Annotated in this window: 20 protein-coding genes; all 20 read right to left on the reverse strand. The window is 61.0% G+C overall.

Features of this window, described 5'->3' with window-relative positions; genetic code table 11:
- Positions 1-42: 42 nt before the first annotated feature.
- The gene (locus EDF71_RS06420) at positions 43-1878 is read right to left on the reverse strand and encodes an LTA synthase family protein (protein ID WP_166656471.1); all 1836 of its coding nucleotides are present in this window, start codon (positions 1876-1878) and stop codon (positions 43-45) included.
- An 82-nt stretch (positions 1879-1960) separates the two neighbouring features.
- On the reverse strand, positions 1961-2761 hold the full coding sequence (locus tag EDF71_RS06425; RefSeq protein WP_133855776.1) for an ABC transporter permease: 801 nt from the start codon (positions 2759-2761) through the stop codon (positions 1961-1963).
- 136 nt (positions 2762-2897) lie between these two features.
- A complete protein-coding gene (locus EDF71_RS06430) occupies positions 2898-3815 on the reverse strand; it encodes a peptidylprolyl isomerase (RefSeq protein WP_208301003.1) in 918 nt (305 codons plus the stop codon).
- Positions 3816-3933: 118 nt separating this feature from the next.
- The gene (locus EDF71_RS06435; protein ID WP_133855777.1) at positions 3934-5640 is read right to left on the reverse strand and encodes a cell surface protein; all 1707 of its coding nucleotides are present in this window, start codon (positions 5638-5640) and stop codon (positions 3934-3936) included.
- 272 nt (positions 5641-5912) lie between these two features.
- Entirely contained in the window at positions 5913-6332 is a 420-nt protein-coding gene (locus EDF71_RS06440; RefSeq protein ID WP_133855778.1) for a hypothetical protein, read from the reverse strand.
- 151 nt (positions 6333-6483) lie between these two features.
- A complete protein-coding gene (gspD, locus tag EDF71_RS06445; RefSeq protein WP_166656472.1) occupies positions 6484-8913 on the reverse strand; it encodes a type II secretion system secretin GspD in 2430 nt (809 codons plus the stop codon).
- Positions 8914-8956: 43 nt separating this feature from the next.
- The gene (locus EDF71_RS06450; protein ID WP_133855779.1) at positions 8957-9604 is read right to left on the reverse strand and encodes a hypothetical protein; all 648 of its coding nucleotides are present in this window, start codon (positions 9602-9604) and stop codon (positions 8957-8959) included.
- Positions 9601-10167, reverse strand: coding sequence for a type II secretion system protein GspM (gene gspM, locus EDF71_RS06455; protein ID WP_133855780.1), 567 nt, complete (start codon positions 10165-10167; stop codon positions 9601-9603). Before gspM ends, EDF71_RS06450 begins: the two co-directional genes overlap by 4 nt.
- Positions 10164-11489 carry a PilN domain-containing protein gene (locus tag EDF71_RS06460; protein ID WP_133855781.1) on the reverse strand — a complete coding sequence of 442 codons (1326 nt, stop codon included), beginning with the start codon at positions 11487-11489 and terminating at the stop codon, positions 10164-10166. Before EDF71_RS06460 ends, gspM begins: the two co-directional genes overlap by 4 nt.
- 18 nt (positions 11490-11507) lie before the next feature.
- Complete coding sequence (locus EDF71_RS06465; RefSeq protein ID WP_243854199.1) at positions 11508-12344, reverse strand: type II secretion system protein GspK; 837 nt, start codon at positions 12342-12344, stop codon at positions 11508-11510.
- Between the two features lie 26 nt (positions 12345-12370).
- On the reverse strand, positions 12371-13090 hold the full coding sequence (locus tag EDF71_RS06470; protein ID WP_166656473.1) for a prepilin-type N-terminal cleavage/methylation domain-containing protein: 720 nt from the start codon (positions 13088-13090) through the stop codon (positions 12371-12373).
- Positions 13090-13530, reverse strand: a complete 441-nt coding sequence (locus EDF71_RS06475; RefSeq protein ID WP_279586279.1) for a prepilin-type N-terminal cleavage/methylation domain-containing protein — start codon at positions 13528-13530, stop codon at positions 13090-13092. The genes EDF71_RS06470 and EDF71_RS06475 overlap by 1 nt, the downstream gene beginning before the upstream one ends.
- Positions 13527-14024 (reverse strand): GspH/FimT family pseudopilin, encoded by a 498-nt coding sequence (locus EDF71_RS06480; protein WP_279586280.1) that lies wholly within the window; start codon positions 14022-14024, stop codon positions 13527-13529. The genes EDF71_RS06475 and EDF71_RS06480 overlap by 4 nt, the downstream gene beginning before the upstream one ends.
- Positions 14025-14064: 40 nt before the next feature.
- The gene (gene gspG, locus EDF71_RS06485; RefSeq protein WP_133855783.1) at positions 14065-14496 is read right to left on the reverse strand and encodes a type II secretion system major pseudopilin GspG; all 432 of its coding nucleotides are present in this window, start codon (positions 14494-14496) and stop codon (positions 14065-14067) included.
- 27 nt (positions 14497-14523) lie between these two features.
- The gene (locus tag EDF71_RS06490; RefSeq protein ID WP_133855784.1) at positions 14524-15798 is read right to left on the reverse strand and encodes a type II secretion system F family protein; all 1275 of its coding nucleotides are present in this window, start codon (positions 15796-15798) and stop codon (positions 14524-14526) included.
- Positions 15791-17527, reverse strand: coding sequence for a type II secretion system ATPase GspE (gene gspE, locus EDF71_RS06495; protein WP_133855785.1), 1737 nt, complete (start codon positions 17525-17527; stop codon positions 15791-15793). The genes EDF71_RS06490 and gspE overlap by 8 nt, the downstream gene beginning before the upstream one ends.
- A gap of 109 nt (positions 17528-17636) precedes the next feature.
- Positions 17637-18185 (reverse strand): dTDP-4-dehydrorhamnose 3,5-epimerase, encoded by a 549-nt coding sequence (rfbC, locus tag EDF71_RS06500; RefSeq protein ID WP_133855786.1) that lies wholly within the window; start codon positions 18183-18185, stop codon positions 17637-17639.
- Between the two features lie 4 nt (positions 18186-18189).
- Entirely contained in the window at positions 18190-19080 is an 891-nt protein-coding gene (gene rfbA / locus EDF71_RS06505; RefSeq protein WP_133855787.1) for a glucose-1-phosphate thymidylyltransferase RfbA, read from the reverse strand.
- A 2-nt stretch (positions 19081-19082) separates the two neighbouring features.
- On the reverse strand, positions 19083-19976 hold the full coding sequence (gene rfbD, locus EDF71_RS06510; protein WP_133855788.1) for a dTDP-4-dehydrorhamnose reductase: 894 nt from the start codon (positions 19974-19976) through the stop codon (positions 19083-19085).
- A 59-nt stretch (positions 19977-20035) separates the two neighbouring features.
- Entirely contained in the window at positions 20036-21091 is a 1056-nt protein-coding gene (gene rfbB / locus EDF71_RS06515; protein ID WP_133855789.1) for a dTDP-glucose 4,6-dehydratase, read from the reverse strand.
- Positions 21092-21159 lie beyond the last annotated feature (68 nt).

Below are 21159 nucleotides of genomic sequence, written 5' to 3' on the forward strand. Positions count from 1 at the left end.
ACTCGCCAACCAGCGAAAATCCACAGCCATTGATACTCTCCCTCAATCCTTGGGGGATGGGGAAGCCTTCGGAGCCAAGATATCGATCATGAAGTCCAGCGCATTTTCTTCCACGCCACCTCGTCCAATACGGTCCAGCGAAATACCATCCATGATCTGTTTCCAGTTCTCCGGTTTTGCTCCCAGCCATTTCGAATCGTCGCCGGCCAACTCCACGCCGGCTTGCTGGCCGTCAAAATAGATATCCAGCTGCTTGCGCCTGTCTCCCCGCACATGCACAACGTATTTTGCGGGCTGCGGCGGCATGCTCAGAAGGTCACCTTGCCGATCTGTGCGGCACGCTTGCGTACCTAGCAATGCAGCAATGGAAGACGGTGTATCCGCTTGCTGAAACTTCCCCGCAACAGCTCCCTTGGCAATGGGCAATTGCGTTGCCACCACGAACGGCACCCGCGCCAAGGCGCTATCGCCAAATCGCGCAAACTCATGTGGCGTCAGTGGCGTCATGCTGCGATGGTCCCCGACTATCATTAGCACACCATTGCGAAAAAAATCACGCCTTTCCAACTCCGCATACAGCATGCCAATTTGCTTGTCTGCGTAAGCAAAAACACCAGCCTCATCCTGGCTTTCGTTTTCAGGGTTGATGAAGGGCGGATGGGTGGATACTGTCAGGAGCACCGATAACCAGGGCTGGGCATTGCCTTGCCGCGCATCCAGCCACTGTAAAAACCGCTGATACAGCGCCTTGTCCTCCGCCGCATTGAAGTGGCGGCGCTTCCAACCGTCGTAGAACGGGTGCTCTGCGCCCTCCCAAGCATCAAAACCCACCCCCTTGAGCCATTTCGGTTTATCCAGAAAGCCCAGATCGCCCGTGGTGAAGAAGTTGGCCGTATAACCGTGAGCGTGAACAATCTCAGGCAACGCAGCCTGCGGACTCTCAAACCCGGCAAATGCCTCAAAGCTCTGGTAACGCCCCAACGACGGCACCGGCGCCTTACCGGTGATGAGAGAAATCAGGCCACCATCGGTGGTAAAGCCATTGGCGATGAAATCAGGGAAATAGGTATTGCTGAGGGCAATGGCATCTAGATTCGGCGTGTAGTTATTGGTGCCGCCAAACAACTTGCTGTGGTACATCGACAAGGATTCCACCGTCAACACAATCAAATTGGGCTGCACATTGCGCCCAGGCCCGCAGCTGGGTGCTGGTGGCACATAGGCTTGGCGCAATGCTTGCGCATAGGAAGGCGAATACCTGCGGTCCACACTGTCGCCTAAGTTAGCCGCAATGAAGTTTTGCAACAGAGGGTAGTTGATGTACTTCATCGTCATCGGCGACCACAGCCCAATGAGAAAACACAGTCCCGCTGCCGCAAAACAAACCATCGCCGCCCTGGGCCGGCGTGGCCGAGGCAAAAGCGCCAGCACAAGAACGGCAAGAGCCACCGCCACACCTACCAGCATCAGCTTGCCCAAGGCCGAGGCCAGCAGCACATCGCTGAAGCGGCCAATCGCACTGATCTCCTTACCAAACTTGGCAATATCGTTCAAGTACAGGTGCTGCGCCAAGGTCTTCAGCAGCACGGCATCAACACCATAGGCCAGCAGGAGCAATGCGCTAATCAGCATCCACGGCAATTGCAGCCAATAGCGCGCTGTCAGCAATGACAGCCCGGTCAGGGCCAGCAACAGCGCCAAGATGCTGCTGTCCTGCTGCACGGCCGTCGCGCCCATGCACCAAGGGCAATCGGTCAAGCCTGTGGTTATGCCCGCCAGCACATAGGCACGCAAGCCCAACAGCAACAGCAGGAGAACAATCAGCAGGGCAGCACCCAGCAGGCCTTTACGCCTGGCACCGGAGCGTTGAGAAGACATGGTCATCAAAATCTAGGCAAGAATAGGGGCAAACCCGGCACGCATCCGCTTGCGGCAACGCCAGCGCGAAGGTGGGGAGCGGCTACAGCCAGTCCACCAACTGGTCACGGCTACGACGAATGAGGATGTTGAGCACTCCGGCCAGCAAGCCAATCCACACCAGGCCTACCGCCCACACGGCCATGGTCGGCCACTGCCCTTGCAGCAGCACCGACTGGTAACCCAGCACATACGACGCCATTGGGTTTAACCACAGAACCCAACGCCAGTTCTCGGGAAACATGGTGATAGGAAACAGAATCGGCGTCAGGTAAATACCGACCGACAACGCAAAACCCACCAACTGCACCGTGTCACGCAGGGCGGCTGCAAAAATGGCCAAAGCATAGGCCAGCAGCAAGCTCATGAGCAGTTGCAACAGCATGAGCGGCAACAATGCCAACAGCCCCGATTGAAAATGGTGCAGTGGCGCGTAGCACAACGCCACCAGCAACATCAGTGGGCCAAAAATGGCCGTGCTGGCCAGCACGGCACGCACGGGGAACAGCACCGGCGGCAAAGGGTTCTTCTGCAGCATGGCGCCCGCCTCCAGCAGACTACCCATGCCGCGCCCGATGGCATCGCAAAAAGCCATCCATGGCAAGGCCCCCACCACCAGGAAAGTGCCCACCGCATGCGTGGATGCACCCTCTCCTAGGCGCATGGAAAACACGATATCAAACACCAGGTAATAAGCCGCGACCGTCAGCAGCGGTTGCAGATAAGGCCACAAAATGCCAACCGCTGTGCCCGCATGGCGGGCAGCGACCTCACGCCGCACCATCACCATCACCAGAGAGCGCGCATTCCATACCGCGCGAACATCATTACCAATGCTTGTCAATGGCACCGCCTTGAATTCAAAAAAGCCAGCACTGCTTTCGCAGCGCCAGCCTTGGTCGCAATAGGTAGAATTTTAGCCCAGCTAGGCCTGGCAGATACCTGCAGGCGCAGGGCAAGCGCCCCACGCTAGGCAGGCATTACTTGGCCTGCGTTTTGGCTTGCGCTTCGTATTGCTTGCTGAAAGCCTCGATCGCATCCTTGTTCACCGTCATTTTTTCGGTGAGCTCCTTGACCGCTTCGGTGCGCGCCTTTTGCACCAGCTCATTCGTTGCCTGCTCCTTGAGCTTGGACTCCACCTCGGCATAGCTCAGTTGCTTGGCAGGAAGCTTCTCTTCCAGCTTGATGATGTGGTAGCCAAACTGCGACTTGACCAAGCCACTCAGATCGCCCGGCTTGGCCAGGCCGAACACTGCGGCTTCAAATTCCGGCACCATGCGGCCCCGGCTGAACGTACCCAGATCACCGCCCTTGACGGCGCTGCCCGGGTCTTCGGAATTGGCCTTGGCGACAGTGGCAAAGTTGGCACCGCCCTTCAGCTCCTTGAGCAGCTTTTCGGCCTTGGCCTTGGATTCAGCACTGTCGCCCGAGATCAGGATATGCGCGGCGCGCACGCGCTCGGGCTCAGCAAATTTTGCCTTTTCAGCCTGGTACTGGGCCTTGGCCAAATCAGTGATGGCCTTGTCCGATGGCTTGTGCTCGGCATCGAACTTCTTCAGAAAGGCGTCGGACACGATCTTGTCCACGGCAATCTGGATGGCGGCCTGCATTTCGTCGGATTTGTCCACGCCGGCCTGGCGGCCGCGCTCGGCCATCACACGGCGCACGTACAGATTGGTGGACAGCTCTTGCACGATCTTGGTGTTGGCCATGTAGCCGGCACGCGCATCGTCGGGCATGCGCTGGGAATCGGCCTGCACATCGGCCGAGGTCACGGTTTTGCCATTGCCGGTGATAAATGCCTGGGGCGCCTGCGCCAGAGCCCAGGTGGACAGCGATGCCAGACCCAAGGCCAGCACCACAGGGCGGGCTGCGCTCCACAGCATTTGCTTGTTCATGCTTTTTTCCATATCCAGAGAATCAGAGATCAAAAATCTGTCAGAAAGAAAAAAGGCAGGGAAAGTTCCCTGCCTTTTTGTTTAGCCTAGGCTAAGTCAACTTTTTTGCTTGCGCAAATTAGTTGCCGTAGCGGTGAGGCCAGGTGATACCGTAGGTACCGCTGAAGCCGTTGGCCAGGCCACCAGCGTTGGTCAGCTTGATGAACGAGGAGCCCACCACTGGCAGACCGCCCACCACGTTGACAGCCGAAGCTGGCTTGCCCAGGCTCACATTGGCCCAGCCGTTCACATAAGCTTCAGCAGTCACAGTGTGAGCCACGGTTGCACCCAGAACCGACTTGTCGTTGGTGAACGACAGAACGCTGGTTTCACCGCAGAAGCGCAGCACCTTGCTGTCCACTGGCGAGGTGAAAGCGCCACCGGTCTTCGACGATTCTTCACGGTCGAAGTACTTGGTAGCGGTCGAGCCCACGCACAGGTTACCCGTAGCAGCGTCCACCGTGATGGTAGAACCATTGAAGTAGTTCAGTTCGGTAGCTGCTTGCGTAGGATTTGCACCCACGGTAGCTGCGGATTGTGCGGCACCTGCCAGTTGACCAGCGGCGTTCACACCCAGGTTGAACACTGCGTAGTTGTCGGCGTTCACGGTGGTAGCAGCGTAGTTAGCGGCAACGCTGTAACGACGGGTAGGCATGGAGAACACCCAGTCAGTCTTGGCTTGCAGGCTAGCGTCGGTAGCGTACTGGTTGCTCACAGCGCCCTTGGCCAGCGAAGCAGTCAGGTCAAATGCTTGCTTAGCAGCATTCACACCGGCAGTGTCAGCACCGCCTACGAAGTAAGGCGTAGACAGGTCTGGGAAGTCAGCGTTGTTAGGCGTAACCAGAGGACCCTTGACGATCTTGCCGGTCTTGTCGGCAGGCTTGGTGATCAGCAGTGGGTCAGCGGTGAAGCTGTCGGCAGCTGCAACTGTTTCACCTTGCTGTGGGAACAGCACGTAGTTACCACGGGCAGCAGCATTATCAGCGGTAGTAGCCTTCAGAGCGGTAGCAGCACCGGAGAACGTGGTGGTTTGGTCCACGTTCAGGATGTACCAGTCGCCGGTCAGCTGGCCCGTAGGCGTGTTGAAACCGTAGTTGGCCTTTTGGGCTTCGGTATTCAGTTCACCTTCGTAGTTCAGGGTCTTTTCCAGAACGGTGGTGGTGCAAGGTGCCACGCCATTCACGTGCTTGATAGCAGTGTACAGCTGGGACTGTGCGTCACCATTCGCGCCATAGATCTTGTCGCCAGGGATGTCAGCAGCGTTGAGGATTTCAACGTAGCCTTCCTTGGTGTTGTTGGTCAGCTTGGCGGCATCCCAGCTCTTGTTCAGACGGCTCTTGCCGAACTGCACGTCTTGCTTGCGGATGTCAGGGATGGTGCAGGAACCATCGTTGGTACGGAAGTACGAACCATTTTCGTTGGCTTGCACGGCACCAGTCCACACGTCACCAGGCGACAGGAACACGGTGAAGTCCAGCAGGTCGTCAGAGTTGGCGGCGCCGCGGAAGCGCACCTTGACAGCCTTGCCGTTGTTCAGGTCGGTGTTGACCACGTGGATCACCGACATGTTCTTTTCTTGCGAGGTGAAGTAAGGCACCAGCAGAATGTGACCCGAACCGCCTTCAGACACTGCAAACTTGGTTGCAGTAGATGCATCCATCGTCGAGTTTGCGTCGTTGGTGATGGCCAGGGGGCCGGTGCCAGGCTCTACGTTTTGAGCAGATGCAGCACCAGCAAAGCCGCCAATCATGGCAGCAATGCTCAGAGCCAGAACATTTTTCTTCATAAACACACTCCAGTTAAAAAAAGTTAGTCAGCGCAACTACCACGATTGTTTACGCTAAGAAATAGTAGCATAAGGCCACTCGGGCAAGGCTGGCAAGACGGTGTTTTTTTTGCGGGGCTGTTGAGAATTTACAACATCCCCCTCTTATGCCGTGCGGCTACTGCGGGCCTACCCGCGCTCCCACGGCCCAAAGGCCGCCTAGCTCAGCGAGTGGTACGCTGACCACCGGTCTGCGATGTTAACCAATTTTGGCGGCCTTGGCTTGGTTTTTATTAGGGCTTGATATAAATCCACCACTGGCCATCGGCCAGCAGCCAGGTTTCGGTGGCGTACATGTCCACTTCCGCCATCTTGTTGCCAATGATGGGCGGCACCACGCGCATGTTAATGCCCACATCGCATTTTTCTGCGTCGCACTCCACTTTTTTCACGGTGACAGATTTGGCAAAGGTGCCGGGGTATTGCTGGCCAAAGTCTTTTTCAGTGTAAACCTGCTTGTACGACGGATGGGTGTAGCCGTAGGCCTTGGCCTTGTCGCCGGCGATGCGGGCGTCCCAGTAATTTTGGGCGCGCTGGGCCACGGTTTGCTCGGGCGTCTGCGGGGCCTGCGTAGCGCAGGCACTCAAGGTGGCGGCAGCGATGATGGCGATGGCGGCTTGGATGCCGAAGGGGAAGGTGCTGCGGGTGGGCATGGGTGCTCCTGGTGATGGTTTGGGCCTCTACGGGGAGAGAATGGAAGGCAGGGTTTGATTAAAAATAGGAGCTAATGGCGCTTTATGACGCTTGTTTTTAGCATGCTTTACATATAAAACTTAGGCGCAACGCGCGTCAGTAGCTCACTTTTTATTGGGCCTGCAGGGGCTGCACGGTGCTGATGGGCTTGCGTTCTGCGGATGCGCTGTTGGCATCTTTTACAAAGAGGTCGTCATTGAGGCCGCGCAAACGGTCACGCAGTTCTTCGCTGACTTCGCGCACATCCACATCGGTACGTATGACACGAGGCGTCATGACCAGCAGAAGTTCCGTACGGGTGGTATCTCGGCTGGTAGTGCTAAAGGCCTTTCCGATGATCGGAATGTCTTTCAGCAAGGGAATGCCTGAGTTGGTGTCTTCATTGCGGTCTCTGATCAAACCGCCCATGACAATCGATTCACCCGAGCGCACCGCCAGCTTGCTGGTCAGTTGGCGGTTGGAGAACTTGGTCTGTTGCGACGCGGTGTCGAGGCCGGCGCTATCGATCACCGATTGGTCGATCTGCAGACTGACCATATTCCCGGAGTTCACGGAAGGTGTGACATTCAGAATCACACCCGTGTCCTTGAGCTGGTAATTGTCTGACAAGAAGCTGGTCGAGGTGACGGTGCTGCTGACCTTCACTGGAATCTGCTCGCCCACCGAAATGGACGCTGGGTGGTTGTCCATCACCATCACCGAAGGGCTGGACAGCATCTTCACTTGGGTCTTACCCGCCACGGCACTCAAACGTGCGGCGATATCGCCACCGTTGTTGAATAGCGAATAGGTAAAGCTGCCTGCCGTGGCACCGGTGCCAGTCCCCGTGGCACCCAAACGTCCAAGGCTACCCGTGCCCGAGTAATCGCGTCCCCCGATACCACTGTTGCGGAACAACCATTCCACGCCATATGCCAGATTGTCATTGAGTGTCACCTCAATGATGCTGGCCTCGATCAGCACCTGGATAGGCGCCACATCCAGGCGCTTGAGCGATGCCTCGATCTTGCGGAACTGCGAGCCGGTGGACCAGACCAGGATGGTGTTGTTGAACTCATCGGCCACCACGCGGATATCGCCAATGGCGGTGGCAATGATGCTGGGGCTACCGCCCTGCTGCTGGGAATTTCCGCTGTTGCCAAAGCGGTTGCTGTTGTTGTTGCCGAAGCCCGAGGAGAAGCCGGAGGTACTGCCGAAGCTGTTGAAACCACCGCCAAAACGGTTGTTGTTATTGTTGTTGACACCATTCAGACCCGGTGCCACGCCCGAGGTCATATTGCCACCGGCGCCCTGCTGGCCACCAAAGATGCCGTTGAGCACCTGGGCCAAATACTTGGCATTGCCGTTTTGCACGCGGTACACATAGAGTTCGGGCTCGCTGCCACCATAGCCCGGCACATCGAGGCGGCGAATCCAGCGCTCGGCCTCGTCCAGATAGGAGGCACGCGGCGTGATCACCATCAGTGCATTGAGGCGTGGGATGGGCAGCACCCGCAGCGCGCCAAACAGTGGGTTCGAGTCGCCCAGCGATGTCAGCAGCGCAGCCGCTGCGGCTGCATTGCCGCTGAGCTGGTTGTTGGCATTACCGCCGGCGGTAACGCTGGCAGGCTGGCCGGGACGGCGTGCTGCAGCGCTGGCAGTGCCGCCCGCGATACCTGCAGAGCCAGCGCCGCCCTGGGCCGCCTGACCACCACCACCATTGACCATCTGCAGCGCAGCACTGACCTCTTCGATGGATGCGTGCTTGAGCGGGTAGATGCCCACGGACATGCCCTTGAGCAGGTCCACGTCAAAAGTCTTGACCATCTCCATCCAGCCCTCGGACTGGGTACGCGTGCCCTGCATGATCAGCACATTGCGCACCGTGTCCACCTTGATCAAGGCCTCTCCCGGAATGATGGGCTTGAGGATGTTGGCCATCTCGGAGGCGCCGATGTATTGCAGCGGCACCACGATCACGCCATAACCGGGTGCCATGCTGCCGGGGGCACCGGCCATGCGCACATTGCCGACGAGGCTGCGCAGCACCTCGGGCTTGCCGACCTGGTAGGTGCCGCGCGCATCGCGCACCATTGCCAGGCCGTTGGCCTGCAGCGCGGCTTCCAGCAAGAACACCGCCTTGTCCGGGTCAATCGGCTTGGGCGTCGTCAAGGTCACCGTGCCTTGCAGCGGCGGGTGCATCACATAGTCGATCTTGAGGATATCACCCAGCACCGTGCGCACCACCTCGGCCACCGGGGCTTCTTCAAAGCGGAAGCTGACCGGCGCACCACCAGCAATGGGGGTCGACTTGTCGATGTTGAGCAGCTTGTCGGTGCCGCGCAGCACGCGAGGCTCGGTCGATGTGCCTTCTTCTTCAACGCCTGACTTGGGGCCGATCAAGATGCTGGGCGCTTGAATGACGGGCAGCGAGTCATTGGACTGCGCTGCAGGCAGGACAGGCGGTTGGGTTGCCGCTGTCTGCGCATGCAGCGGCAGCAACATGCCCATCTGGCCCAATGCAACTACCAGCGCTGTCTTGAAAAATACGGGAGACTTCATGGTTCTAACCCTAGGATCCATCTATTTATAAAGATTGCCGCGCTCAAGGGCGCAGGCCAGCGTTTGAGCCACCGAGGCTTGCGCCACGACGGCGTGGTGGGGCATCGGCATTGGCATTGGCAGGGGGCTGCCCGGTCTGAACAGGCATGGCTCTTTGCGGCACATTTCTCTCCAGGGCGGGACCATTGCCTTGCTGCAGCTTGCCCTTTTGCAAGGCAATTTCCTTGGTCACGCCGGCACGGGTGAAATACACCCGGTTATCTGCGATCGAACTCAAGGTCCAGCCATCGAGCAAACCCTGCAGAGGCAGAGACTTGTCCTTGCCCTGGAACTTGATGATGACGCCGCCAGTTTTGCCATCTGCGCTGACATAGACGCCGCTGAGCACGGCATCGGCCAGGTAATCGGGCGGTGGAGGCGGCGCTGCTGCCGCAGCGACAGGCGGCGGAGGTGGTGGGCGCCGGGTGGGCGAGAAAAGCGGACGGTCGAGCATCGCCAGGAACTGTCTTTGGTCCATCGCCTGCGCCTTGCCCAGGCGGGGCACGATCCCATCCAGATTGGCCTTCTGGCCTCGGGGCATTGCCCACTGGGTATTCCTCAGCCCGCCACTGGGGCTGAACCACATCCAGACCAACAACAGGGCCAACGCGACATTGGCAGCTATCAAAATGACACTTGTATAGCGCTTCATGGACGCTCCCTCAACACGCTCAAGGTCATCTGGAGGCTCAAGCGCGGCGCCACCTTCTCATTCATTACCTGCAAGCTTCCCTGGTTTCTGACTTCGACATCGGTCAGCAGCATCACCGGCAGTTGCTCGTTCAGCACGGCCAGTGCGCTGTCCACAGCCAGCAAATCACCTTCTGCGCGCACCGACAGCGGAATGCGGTCAAAACCTTTTTCCTCTTTGGCTGGCAGCACCTGGCTGCTGACCACCGTCAAACCTGCGGTGGTCAGCAGGCTGCGCACTTTTTGCTGCACCGCGTTGCCCGTCTGCGCCACATCCTGGCTGGCGGGGTAAACATACTCAGCGCGGATCTGCAAGGCACGTTCCAGCGACTCGTCGATCTCCTCGCGCTGCAGATCAAGGCCGCGCAGTCGCGCAAAACGGGGCTCCAACTCCGACAGACGCGCCTGCGCCCACATGTGCTTGCTGGCGACATAACTGCCAAGACCGATCAATGGGAGCAGCACCAGCAAAGCGGTGGCAACCAGGATCAGCAATTCCTTGCGGTTGGGACGGGTCACTATCATGGTTTTTTCCCTCCAGCGTCAGAGGGAGAGGTTACTGAGCCACCCAGGCTGGCTCTGGGCTGGGCACCGCCACCCAATGTGGCTCTGGAGGCAGGGCGTGGGGCTGCGTCAGCAGCGGCGCCCGCGGCTACAGCAGCAGTTGGCGCGGAGGGCGCAGCACCTGCCGAGGCCGGTGCTGCCTCCGCACCAGCGGGTGCAGCGGCGGTTGGCTCTGCAAGCTGTGGCTTGGCTGCAGCTTCCGCCTCCGCCAGCGTCTTGGGGCCAAATACCTTGGCATCCAACCCCAACTCGATGGTGAAATTCTCTTTGCTGCTGCCGCCCATACGGGTGGCGGCGCTGGGCGCACGCACGTCCTTGACGCCATCCTGGTTGCTCAGCTTCTGCATCAAGGCCGAGGCGTTCTCGGTCAAACCGGAAATCGTTACCTTGCTGCCCTGTATACGGGCCAATTGCAAGGCCGAGTCATCGGGCAGCACGCTGGTGAGCATGCTGAGCACCTGGACTCCATCAATGCGCTCGGCCAGCAGTTCCGCCAGGCCGCTGACCTTGTCGGCGCTCTGCATCAAGGTCTCGCGCTTGGCCACCACATCCTTGGTCTTGGCAGCCATGCCCTCATAGGCATGCACCGCCTCAATGGCGCGCAGGCGCAGCTGCGCCGTGGGGGTGGCCGCAATGGCACCCGCCAGCAGCACGGCCAGCACCACGCCGCCCATGTTCCACCACAGACGTTTGCGGCCCCAGGCATAGCGTGCTTGCTCACCAAACCCTTGGAACACCACCGGCCTGCGCTCAGGTGCAAAAACCCAGACTTCGGGCTGGGCCAGCACATCGGCCTTGCCATTGCCCTGGCGTGTCGCTGTCTGCAGCTGCTCAGCCACCCGGGCCTGCAGGAATGGCTCGGTCTGCGCCTTGGAGGCAAGCACGACCAACAACTTGACCGCCTTGCTACTGCGACTCAGTTCGGTGTAGCCCCAGAGCAGGTCATCCGCTGCAAAAGGGCTGATCGCCTGCACTTCCAGCTCGGCAGCGCTGGCGCAGTCCTGCGGATCCAGCGGAGGTAGCGCCACGGTCTTGCGCAAGACCATGTGCTCGGGCAATTCCACCGCCCAAAAGGCAGGCTCCTTGCCGGGCTTGGCCACCGCCTCGCCGCTCTCCCACACCACCGTCGGCACGCCTTCGGCGGGCACCAGGCGCAGCGTCTGCTCGGGCCGCAGCCAGGACAGCGGCGGCCACTGCGGCGCCCTGCGCCAGGTTTTGAGGATATCGGCCTTGAGCTGGTTCAGATCCAGCCCGAAAAAGCGCGATTCAGTTGAAATTGCCATAAGGGTTCTTTGCTTCGATCAGGATGCTGGCTGCAGCATCTGGCGCGCTTCAAACGTGTACCAGGGCAGGCCGTCGCGCGTTCTGGCCCCAAAGTACACACTGCGATCTACGAGAAAAATACGTCCGTCCGCCATCGGGACCTGGGCCGTTATCCGGTAACGGCGTTGGGCACCGCCAGGGCGGGCCAGGTTGGCATCCAGGCCGGTGGTATCCAGCCCGGGCTGGCCACGCGATGCGGCAATACGGGCGGCGATGCCCTCGTCGCCATTGGCCAGCACCCGCAGCACCTCCGGTGGTGCCGCCAGCGGATTGACCGTGGTCCCTCCCGAGCCCGTGGTCGCCGCCGTGATCAAGGGCGCGAGTCTAGCATAGAGGTCGTAATCGATCCCTGGCACCTGCATCAGGTCTTCGATCGCCTCAAAACGCTCGGGTCGGCGGCCATCCAGCGACGAACTTTCACGGCGATCAAGGACCGCCACGGCGAGTTCCTGGGCTGCACCTTCCGGCAGCCCACCACCGACGCTCATCAGCGCCGTCAGCAGCGGCAGCGATGCGCCATTGATATTGATCAGGCCGTTGAGCGGCATCACGCTGACTGCCACCTCTGTACCTTGGTAATTGACCGAGGTCTCGGTGATCTCCTGCAAGATCGTGCGGTCGGCCGACAGCTGCTGCAGCACCATGACAACGGCGGCGTCACCCACCGCCTGCGCGGTGACCTTGTCCTTGGCCACGCCAATCATCTTGGCTTCCTGGCGCACGACGCCGCTGACGCCGGTCACCATCAAGCTGAGTGCAGCCACCAGCCACAGCACCGCAATCAGCGCCATGCCTTGTTGCGCAGGCAGCAACATGGCCCGCCGTTGTGTCGCTGGGTGCATCATTCGACCGATCCTCCCAGCGTTGCACCGCCACCGCTGCCACGGGGATCGCCGGCTGGCATCACCCGCAGCTGCACCACCACAGGGGCCAGCACCGCCGTCTCGGTCGACATCAGCACCTGCACCGCCTGCGGCAATTGGTCCACCGCGCCCCAGTCGCTGCCCCATTGCGGTGGATCGATAGCACCGTTGAGGTACTGGAAGGACAAGCCAGTCGCATGCGTCAGCAGCGGGTAGGTTTGCGCCGCGCCCCAATCGGGCAAGGTCTGCGCATCGATCCAAGGCAGGTAGCTCAAGATCACCGCAGGCGCGCCATCGTAGCTGCCCATGCTCAGCCGGAAATGGTAGCGGCCGCCGACCCCATAACGGGCAGGCATCACGCCCACCCAGGTCATCGATTGGCCCGCACCTTCAAAGAAAAAGGCCGAGGGTGCTGCACTGAGCATGCCTTGCTGCTGCAGGCCCTGCACCCGTTTGGCGGAGATACGGCCCAGCACGGAACGCAAGAAATCGGTGCTGGAGCGCGACTCATCCATGCGTTCGAGCCGGTTGTCGATGCTGGTCTCCGTCCGGCCCATGGTGCCCATGGCACCGGCCAGACCCAGGACGATCAGCGACAGCAAGGACATAGCCACCAGCATCTCCACCAAGGTGAAGCCGGACGCAGACGCGCGCAGGCCATGGGCACTGCGCAGGCTGGGGCAAATGCGGCGGCCCATCATCCTGCAGGCACCACATTCTCTACCGGGTCGGCAGGCCGGCGCTGTGCACGCAAGGTGCTGAGCTCGAACACACGGGGGCGGTCGCCCTCGGCCCAGCTCACGCTGATATGCACCTCATGCAAGACGGGGATGTTCGAGCCCTCGTCCACGCCAGTCTTGAAGGGCGCGCTTTGCACACTCCACTGGTAGCCATTGCTCTGGCCGGATTCGTTCCAGCCGCTTTCATAGACGGAATCGCGCGAATCCATGATGGACTGCGCCAGCTGCACCGCATATTGGTAGCGGTCCAGATCGCCCACGCTGCGCGCATTGCTGCCGGTGGCACGGTAGATCATGCCCAGCGAGATCGCCATGATGGACAGCGCCACCAGAATCTCCAGCAAGGTCATGCCGTGCTGGCGACGGGGCCGCTGATAAAGAGACGACAGCGCCCTCATTGGAACAAGGGCTCCTGGCTGACCCGGCCCGAAAGCCAGTCCACCCGCAACCGTGTGCCGGCGCCGTTCTTGCGCAAGATTTCCACACTGCCGCCGGTGGAGCCACCCGAGGCCAGGAACACGATCGAGGCCGAGCTGTTGGGCACAAACTCCCGGTCCGCCACCGTGGCGCGCAGATCCACGGTCTCTGGAATGTCCTTGACCGAACCCGTATAGCCATAGTGCCGGGTCTGCAGGTCCACGGTAAAGCGCACCGGCTCGCCTTGCGAGACGGCGATGTAGCGGGCCGAGCGCAGCTGGCTGATCATCGTGCGCACGGTGTCGCGGTACTGCACCCCGTCCTTGAGCCGGTCATAGGCGACCGGCGCCATCGCCACCACCAAGGCCATGATGGCGAACACCACCATCAGCTCGATCAAGGTAAAGCCTTGATGGGCTGCTGGGCGCTTTGCGGCGCGTAGGTGTCGGCTCAGCCATGGCAAGGCAGTCGGCACGGGGGTTCCTGGTCAGACCAAAAAAGTGGCAGGCGCCGAATTACTGTGCGTTGCGCACGTCGGCGGCTTCGCCTTCGCCGCCTGGCTGGCCATCGGAGCCCAGGGACAGAATCTCCACCCGGCCGCCGTTGTAGCTGTAACGGTAGGGGTTGTTCCAAGGGTCATTGGGCACGCCACCCGACAGGTAGGGGCCGTTCCAACCGCGCACATTGCCCGGCTGCTTGGCCAGCGCGTCCAGACCTTCTTCGGTGGTCGGGTAGCGGCCGGTGTCGAGCTTGAAGATATCCAGCGCCTTTTGCAAGTCAGCAATCTGCACGCCTGCCGTCTTGGACTTGGCGCCGCCCAATTGGCTCAGCACCTTGGGGCCGACCAAACCGGCCAGCAGGGTCAGGATGGCCAGCACCACCAGCAGTTCGATCAAGGTAAAACCACGGCTCTTGCGTGGCGACTTTTGGGTGAATAAGGCCTTCATGGCGGGCTCTCCTTGCAGTATTAAAAATTAAGCAGCCAGATCGTTGACGGACAGAATGCCCATCAAGATAGAAACAATGATGGAGGCAATCATGATGCCCAGTACCAGAATCAGCACTGGCTCGATCATGGTCAGGGCGCGTTTGATGCCGGTTTCCACCTCGCGGTTCAAAATATTCGACAGCTCCAGCATCATCGAGCCCAGGCGCCCGGTCTCTTCACCGACGCGCACCAGGTTCACCGCCAAGGGCTCGAACACCGTCGTGGTGTTCATCGCCTGCACCATCTTGCCGCCCTCTTTGACGATGGGTGGAATCTTGGCCAGCTCGGCCTGGATCAGGCGGTTGCTGACCGTATCGGTCGCGATATGCAGCGCCGTGAGCAAAGGCACGCCATTGCCCAGCAGGGTGCCGAGCGAGCGCGAATACAAGGTCAGCTGGTACTTGAGCGCCAGGCGACCCAGAATCGGCATGCGCAGCAACACGCCCTGCCACCACAGCCGGCCCTTGGGTGAGCGCAGCCAGCTGCGCATCAGGTAGACCACGGCGGCGCCGCCGAGCAAGATGACCCAGCCGTTCTTGCGGAAGGCCTGGCCAATGGTCATCACGATCTTGGTGGGCGTGGGCAGTGCATCGCCCATATCGGTGAACAGTTTCTCGAACTGCGGCACCACAAAGCCCAGCATCGCAATCAGCGACAGGATCGCCACTGCCACCAGGATCATCGGGTAGATGGTGGCCGAGACCACGCTTTCCTTGAGCGCGCGCTGGCGCTCCAGGTGTTCCACCAGGCGCTGCAGCACGGCCGACATCTGGCCGCTGGCCTCGCCCGAGCGCACCATGTTGATGTAGAAATCGCCAAACAGCTCCTGGTGCACCATCAGCGCCTTGGACAGCGGCACGCCGCCCTTGACGGCTTCCAGCACGCCGGTCAGCAGCTCGCGCATGCTGTCCTTGAAGGCCATGTCGATCAGCACGCGCAGCGCGTTGTCCAGGGCCAAGCCGGCCTTGAGCATAATCGACAGCTCCGAGGTCATCGCCAGCACATCGGCCGCCTTGGCCGGGCCCTTTTGCGACTTGGGTGCCTTGGCCTTGCCAATGGCGCTGACAGCAGCCGGCTTGGCCCCTGCTGCCTTGGCATTGGCCGGCATCAGCGCGGCAGCATCAGCCGCATCCACAATGCGCACCGGCGTGAGCTTTTGCGCGCGCAGGTGCTTTTGCACGGCCGCCGCATTGGGCGCTTGGAAAGTGCCGCGAACCTGCTCGCCCGCAGCATTGATCGCGTGCCAGGCAAAATCAGCCATCGATCTGGTCCTGGGTGACGCGGGCGACTTCGTCCAAGGTGGTCATGCCGGCGGCCACCTTGCGCAGACCGTCCTCGTGCAGGCTCAGCATGCCGGCCTTGGCCGCCAGGTTGAACAGCTCGTTCGCATCCTTGCCCGCATTGATGGCATTGCGCATCGGCTCGTCGAGCACGAAGAGCTCATGGATGCCGGTACGGCCCTTGTAGCCGGTCTGGCGGCAGGCATTGCAGCCCACGGCGCGGTAAATGGTTTGGCCCACTTCGCTGAAGCGCGCCAGGCCGGAGCGCTTGCGCACCTCCTCGCCGGGCTCGTAGGCCTCTTTGCAATTGCTGCACAAGGTACGCACCAGGCGCTGGGCCAGCACCCCGTTCACCGAGGAGGTGATCAGGTAGCTTTCCACCCCCATGTCCTGCATACGGGTGATAGCGCCAGCGGCGGTGTTGGTGTGCAAGGTCGACAGCACCAAGTGGCCCGTCAGCGCAGACTGCACTGCGATCTGTGCGGTTTCGCCATCACGCATTTCACCGATCATGATGATGTCCGGGTCCTGGCGCAGGATGGAGCGCAGCGCATTGGCAAAGGTCAGGTTGATCTGGGCATGCACCTGGATCTGGTTGATGCCTTCGAGCTGGTACTCGACCGGGTCTTCGACGGTGATGATCTTGTTCTCGAGCGCGTCGATCTTGGACAGCGCTGCATACAGGGTCGTGGTCTTGCCCGAACCCGTTGGGCCGGTCACCAGCAAAATGCCATGCGGGCGGGCCAGCAGGTCGTTGAACTTGGACAGCGTGTCCTTGGCAAAGCCCATGGTTTCGAGCTGCAGCCGCACACTGGCGCGGTCGAGCACCCGCATCACGATGCTCTCGCCATGCACGGTGGGCACGGTGGAGACACGCAGGTCGAGCTCGCGGCCCTTGACGCGGGTCTTGATACGGCCGTCCTGCGGCAGGCGGCGCTCGGCAATGTCCAGATGCGCCATCAGCTTGACGCGCGAGCCCACGGCCGCAGACAGGCGAGGCGGCACCAGCTCACCGGGGTGGATCACGCCGTCGACCCGGTAGCGCACATGCAGACCATCGTCAAAAGGCTCGAGGTGGATATCGGAGGCGCGCAGGTCGGTCACCTTGCCAATGATGCTGTTGACGAGGCGAATCACCGGCGCCTCGCTGGCCAGGTCCTTCAGATGCTCGACAAAATCGCCCACATCGGAGCCATCGCCAAACATGTCGTCGCCGTCATCTTCCTCGGCTTCGGGCTCAGGTTCCTGCAGGGCTTTTTCAATATCAGCCTGCAGTGCCAGGTGCGGGCGAATCTGCAGCCCGGTCGACATTTGCAGCGCCTTGATGACAAAGGGATCCTGGGGCGAGGCCATGGCCACATCCAGCACGCCGTCTTGCAACTGCAAGGGAAAGACATGCTGCGAATGCTGGAACTCGGGCATCAGGCCCGGCACGCTGACCGCTTCCGCAGGGAAATCCGTGCCCAAGGTATAGGGTATCCGCAGCTGGGTCGCCAGGGCCTGCATCAGGTCTGGCTCGGAGACCAGGCCCAGCTGCACCAGCACCTGGCCGATGAGGCTGCCCATCTCCTGCTGCGCCTGCAGCGCACGCTCCAGATCGCGTGGCGACAGCTTGCCCGCCTGCACCAGCATCTCGCCCAGCAAGGGGCGGCGCCCGGGCTCGGTGGCCAGGGCTGCATCGCTGAAATCGTCAATAGTGCTGCTGCTCATGCGTCTATGGTCTCAAAGGCCTATGACAGGCGTAGTGTTCATCCCCTTAGCCTATAGGGCACCCAGTGTAGGTGCCAGGTATGGGAGACAAATGGGAGGAAAGGCAAACTCAGGCAAAAAAATCGGCCTCGGCAAAGGCCTTGCCCTGCTGGTCCTTGGCCGACAGCTGTGGCTCCAGACCGTTCAACTGCCAGTCAATCGACAACTGTGCATCATTCCAGATAATGCAGCGCTCGTGGGCCGGCGCGTAGTAATCTGTTGTTTTGTATAGAAACTCAGCCGTTTCGCTGAAGACCACAAAGCCATGGGCAAAGCCTGGCGGCACCCACAGCTGGCGTTGGTTGTCTTCGCTCAACTCCACCGCTACCCATTGGCCAAAGCGGGCCGAGCTTTTGCGGATATCCACGGCCACATCCAGCACCCGGCCCTGCGCCACGCGCACCAGCTTGCCCTGTGCCTGCTCCACCTGGTAGTGCAGGCCGCGCAGCACACCGCGGCTGCTCTTGCTGTGGTTGTCCTGCACAAAGTCATAGTGCCGGCCCACCGCCGCATCAAAGGCCTGCTGGTTGAAGCTCTCGTAGAAAAAGCCGCGCGCGTCGCCAAACACCTTAGGCTCGATGATCTTGACCTCGGGCAGGGCCGTATCGATGACTTGCATGGCCTTACTCCTTGGGTTCCTGCAGCAGGCGCTGCAGGTACTGGCCGTAGCCGTTCTTGGCCAAGGGCTTGGCCAGTGCAGCCAGCTGCGCATCGTCGATGTAGCCGCTGCGCCAGGCAATCTCTTCCGGGCAGGCGATCTTCAAGCCCTGGCGGCTTTCCAGGGTGGCGATGAACTGGCCGGCATCCAGCAGGCTGTCATGCGTGCCGGTATCGAGCCAGGCATAGCCCCGGCCCATGATCTCCACACTCAACTGGCCTTTTTCCAGGTACAAGCGGTTCAGATCGGTGATCTCCAGCTCGCCGCGTGGCGAGGGCTTGAGGCTCTTGGCCAGCTCCACCACCTGGCTGTCATAGAAATACAGGCCGGTCACTGCATAGTTGCTCTTAGGCTTGGCTGGCTTCTCTTCCAGCGACAGCACCTTGCCCTGCTTGTCAAAGTCGGCCACGCCATAGCGCTCAGGATCGGTCACATGGTAGGCAAAGACGCTGGAGCCCGTATCGCGCTGCATTGCGCTGGCCAGCAGCTTGTGGAAATCATGGCCGTAGAAGATGTTGTCGCCCAGCACCAGCGCACTCGGTGCACCGGCCAGGAAGTCTTCGCCAATCAAAAAGGCCTGCGCCAGTCCATCCGGGCTGGGCTGCACTGCGTATTCCAGGTGGATGCCCCACTGGCTGCCATCGCCCAGCAGCTGCTCGAAGCGCGGCGTGTCCTGCGGCGTGCTGATGATCAGGATTTCTTTGATCCCCGCCAGCATCAAGGTGGTCAGCGGGTAGTAAATCATCGGCTTGTCGTACACCGGCAGCAGTTGCTTGCTGACCGCCAGGGTTGCCGGGTGCAGGCGGGTGCCGGAGCCGCCCGCCAAAATGATGCCTTTGCGTGCTTGCACTGTCATGTTCAGAGAATCTCCTGCAGCATGCGTTGCACGCCGGTCTGCCAATCGGGCAAATCCAGTGCAAAGCGCTGCTGCAATTTGTGGGTGTTCAAACGGGAATTGTGAGGGCGGCGCGCCGGTGTCGGGAAAGCCGAGGTGTCGACCGCCTGCACTTCCTGCGCGGTGAAATTCAGCGCAGGGTTGATCTTGCGCGCCGTCTCCAGCACAAAGCGGGCATAGCGGTTCCATGTGGTTTCGCCACCCGCCACCAGGTGGTAGATGCCGCTCAGGTCGTCACCCGATGCCATGGCCGTACGCAGCGCATGCGCGGTCACATCGGCAATCAGGTCGGCACCGGTGGGCGCGCCCCACTGGTCGTCGATGACGGCCAGCTTGTCGCGCTCCTGCGCCAGGCGCAGCATGGTCTTGGCAAAGTTGCCACCGCGCGCGGCATAGACCCAGCTGGTGCGAAAAACAAGGTGCTTCACGCCGCTGGCGGCGATCTGCTGCTCGCCTTCGAGCTTGGTCTGGCCATAGACGGACAGCGGGCCGGTGGCCTGCTCCTCTTGCCAGGGCTGGTCGCCACCGCCATCAAAGACATAGTCAGTGCTGTAGTGCACCAGCCAGGCGCCCAGCGCCTGGGCCTCGCGCGCCAGCACGCCCACCGCCTCGGCATTGATGGTACGGGCGGCCTCGGGCTCGCTCTCGGCCTTGTCCACAGCGGTATAGGCCGCCGCGTTGACGATCACATCGGGCGCCAGCGTACGCACGGTTTCGGCCAGCGCCTCGGGGCGCAGCAGGTCACCGCAGAGCGGGTCGCTGGCGCGGTCCAGCGCCATCACCTCGCCCAGCGGCAGCAGGCTGCGTTGCAGCTCCCAACCGACCTGGCCGTTCTTGCCCAACAACAGTATTTTCATCGCATCGTCCTGTCAGGCAGCCCCGGCATGCAGATACCAGGCCCGCCTCGCTAGCGCCCTCAGGCGTACTGCTTGCTGACCCAGTCCTTGTAGTCACCCGACTGCACCTGGGCCACCCAGTCCTGGTGGTCCAGGTACCACTGCACGGTCTTGCGGATGCCGCTGTCAAAGGTTTCTGCCGGCTTCCAGCCCAGCTCCTTCTCCAGCTTGCGCGCATCTATCGCATAGCGGCGGTCATGGCCGGGGCGGTCCTTCACATAGCTGATCTGCTCGGCATAGGACTGGCCATCGGCGCGTGGGCGCTGTGCATCGAGCAGGCTGCAGACATGCTTGACGATCTCGATATTGGGCATCTCGTTCCAGCCGCCCACGTTGTAGGTCTCGCCCAGGCGGCCCGCTTCCAGCACACGGCGGATGGCGCTGCAGTGGTCCTTGACATAGAGCCAGTCACGGATCTGCATGCCGTCGCCATACACCGGCAGGTTCTTGCCCGCCAGCGCGTTGACGATCATCAGCGGGATCAGCTTCTCGGGGAAGTGGTAGGGGCCGTAGTTGTTCGAGCAGTTGGTGGTCAGCACCGGCAGGCCATAGGTGTGGAACCAGGCACGCACCAGGTGGTCGCTGGCCGCCTTGCTGGCGCTGTAGGGGCTGTTGGGCTCGAAGTTATGGGTTTCGCTGAAGGCCGGGTCATCCTTCTCCAGGCTGCCGTAGACCTCGTCGGTCGATACATGCAGAAATCGGAAACCGGTCTTGCGCTCGCCCTCCAGGCCGCTCCAGTAGGCGCGGGTAGCCTCCAGCAGGCGCAGGGTACCGACCACATTGGTCTGGATGAAATCCTCGGGGCCATGGATCGAACGGTCCACATGGCTTTCAGCCGCAAAGTGCACGATGGCGCGCGGCTGGTGCTCGGCCAGCAGGCGGTCGAGCAGCGCACGGTCACCAATATCGCCGTGGACAAAATGGTGGCGGCTGTCGCCCTGCAGGCTTGCCAAGTTATGCAGATTGCCTGCGTAGGTCAGCTTGTCGAGATTGACCACCGGCTCATCCGAATCCGCCAGCCAGTCCAACACAAAATTCGAGCCGATAAAGCCGGCGCCTCCGGTGACGAGAATCATGGTCAGTACAGGTAGTTCAACAAATAACCGTCCATTATCGCATTGCCCTTCCGTCGCACCGCCGGGCC

The organism is Comamonas sp. JUb58 (assembly GCF_004364775.1).
Taxonomy (GTDB): domain Bacteria; phylum Pseudomonadota; class Gammaproteobacteria; order Burkholderiales; family Burkholderiaceae_C; genus Comamonas.

Excerpts from the sequence above, each read along its gene's own strand:
- EDF71_RS06420 (WP_166656471.1), bottom strand. The coding sequence starts at position 1,878 with ATGTCTTCTCAACGCTCCGGTGCCAGGCGTAAAGGCCTGCTGGGTGCT.
- EDF71_RS06430 (WP_208301003.1), bottom strand. The coding sequence starts at position 3,815 with ATGAACAAGCAAATGCTGTGGAGCGCAGCCCGCCCTGTGGTGCTGGCC.
- EDF71_RS06435 (WP_133855777.1), bottom strand. The coding sequence starts at position 5,640 with ATGAAGAAAAATGTTCTGGCTCTGAGCATTGCTGCCATGATTGGCGGC.
- EDF71_RS06440 (WP_133855778.1), bottom strand. The coding sequence starts at position 6,332 with ATGCCCACCCGCAGCACCTTCCCCTTCGGCATCCAAGCCGCCATCGCC.
- gspD (WP_166656472.1), bottom strand. The coding sequence starts at position 8,913 with ATGAAGTCTCCCGTATTTTTCAAGACAGCGCTGGTAGTTGCATTGGGC.
- EDF71_RS06450 (WP_133855779.1), bottom strand. The coding sequence starts at position 9,604 with ATGAAGCGCTATACAAGTGTCATTTTGATAGCTGCCAATGTCGCGTTG.
- gspM (WP_133855780.1), bottom strand. The coding sequence starts at position 10,167 with ATGATAGTGACCCGTCCCAACCGCAAGGAATTGCTGATCCTGGTTGCC.
- EDF71_RS06460 (WP_133855781.1), bottom strand. The coding sequence starts at position 11,489 with ATGGCAATTTCAACTGAATCGCGCTTTTTCGGGCTGGATCTGAACCAG.
- EDF71_RS06465 (WP_243854199.1), bottom strand. The coding sequence starts at position 12,344 with ATGTTGCTGCCTGCGCAACAAGGCATGGCGCTGATTGCGGTGCTGTGG.
- EDF71_RS06470 (WP_166656473.1), bottom strand. The coding sequence starts at position 13,090 with ATGGGCCGCCGCATTTGCCCCAGCCTGCGCAGTGCCCATGGCCTGCGC.
- EDF71_RS06475 (WP_279586279.1), bottom strand. The coding sequence starts at position 13,530 with ATGAGGGCGCTGTCGTCTCTTTATCAGCGGCCCCGTCGCCAGCACGGC.
- gspG (WP_133855783.1), bottom strand. The coding sequence starts at position 14,496 with ATGAAGGCCTTATTCACCCAAAAGTCGCCACGCAAGAGCCGTGGTTTT.
- EDF71_RS06490 (WP_133855784.1), bottom strand. The coding sequence starts at position 15,798 with ATGGCTGATTTTGCCTGGCACGCGATCAATGCTGCGGGCGAGCAGGTT.
- gspE (WP_133855785.1), bottom strand. The coding sequence starts at position 17,527 with ATGAGCAGCAGCACTATTGACGATTTCAGCGATGCAGCCCTGGCCACC.
- rfbC (WP_133855786.1), bottom strand. The coding sequence starts at position 18,185 with ATGCAAGTCATCGATACGGCCCTGCCCGAGGTCAAGATCATCGAGCCT.
- rfbA (WP_133855787.1), bottom strand. The coding sequence starts at position 19,080 with ATGACAGTGCAAGCACGCAAAGGCATCATTTTGGCGGGCGGCTCCGGC.
- rfbD (WP_133855788.1), bottom strand. The coding sequence starts at position 19,976 with ATGAAAATACTGTTGTTGGGCAAGAACGGCCAGGTCGGTTGGGAGCTG.
- rfbB (WP_133855789.1), bottom strand. The coding sequence starts at position 21,091 with ATGATTCTCGTCACCGGAGGCGCCGGCTTTATCGGCTCGAATTTTGTG.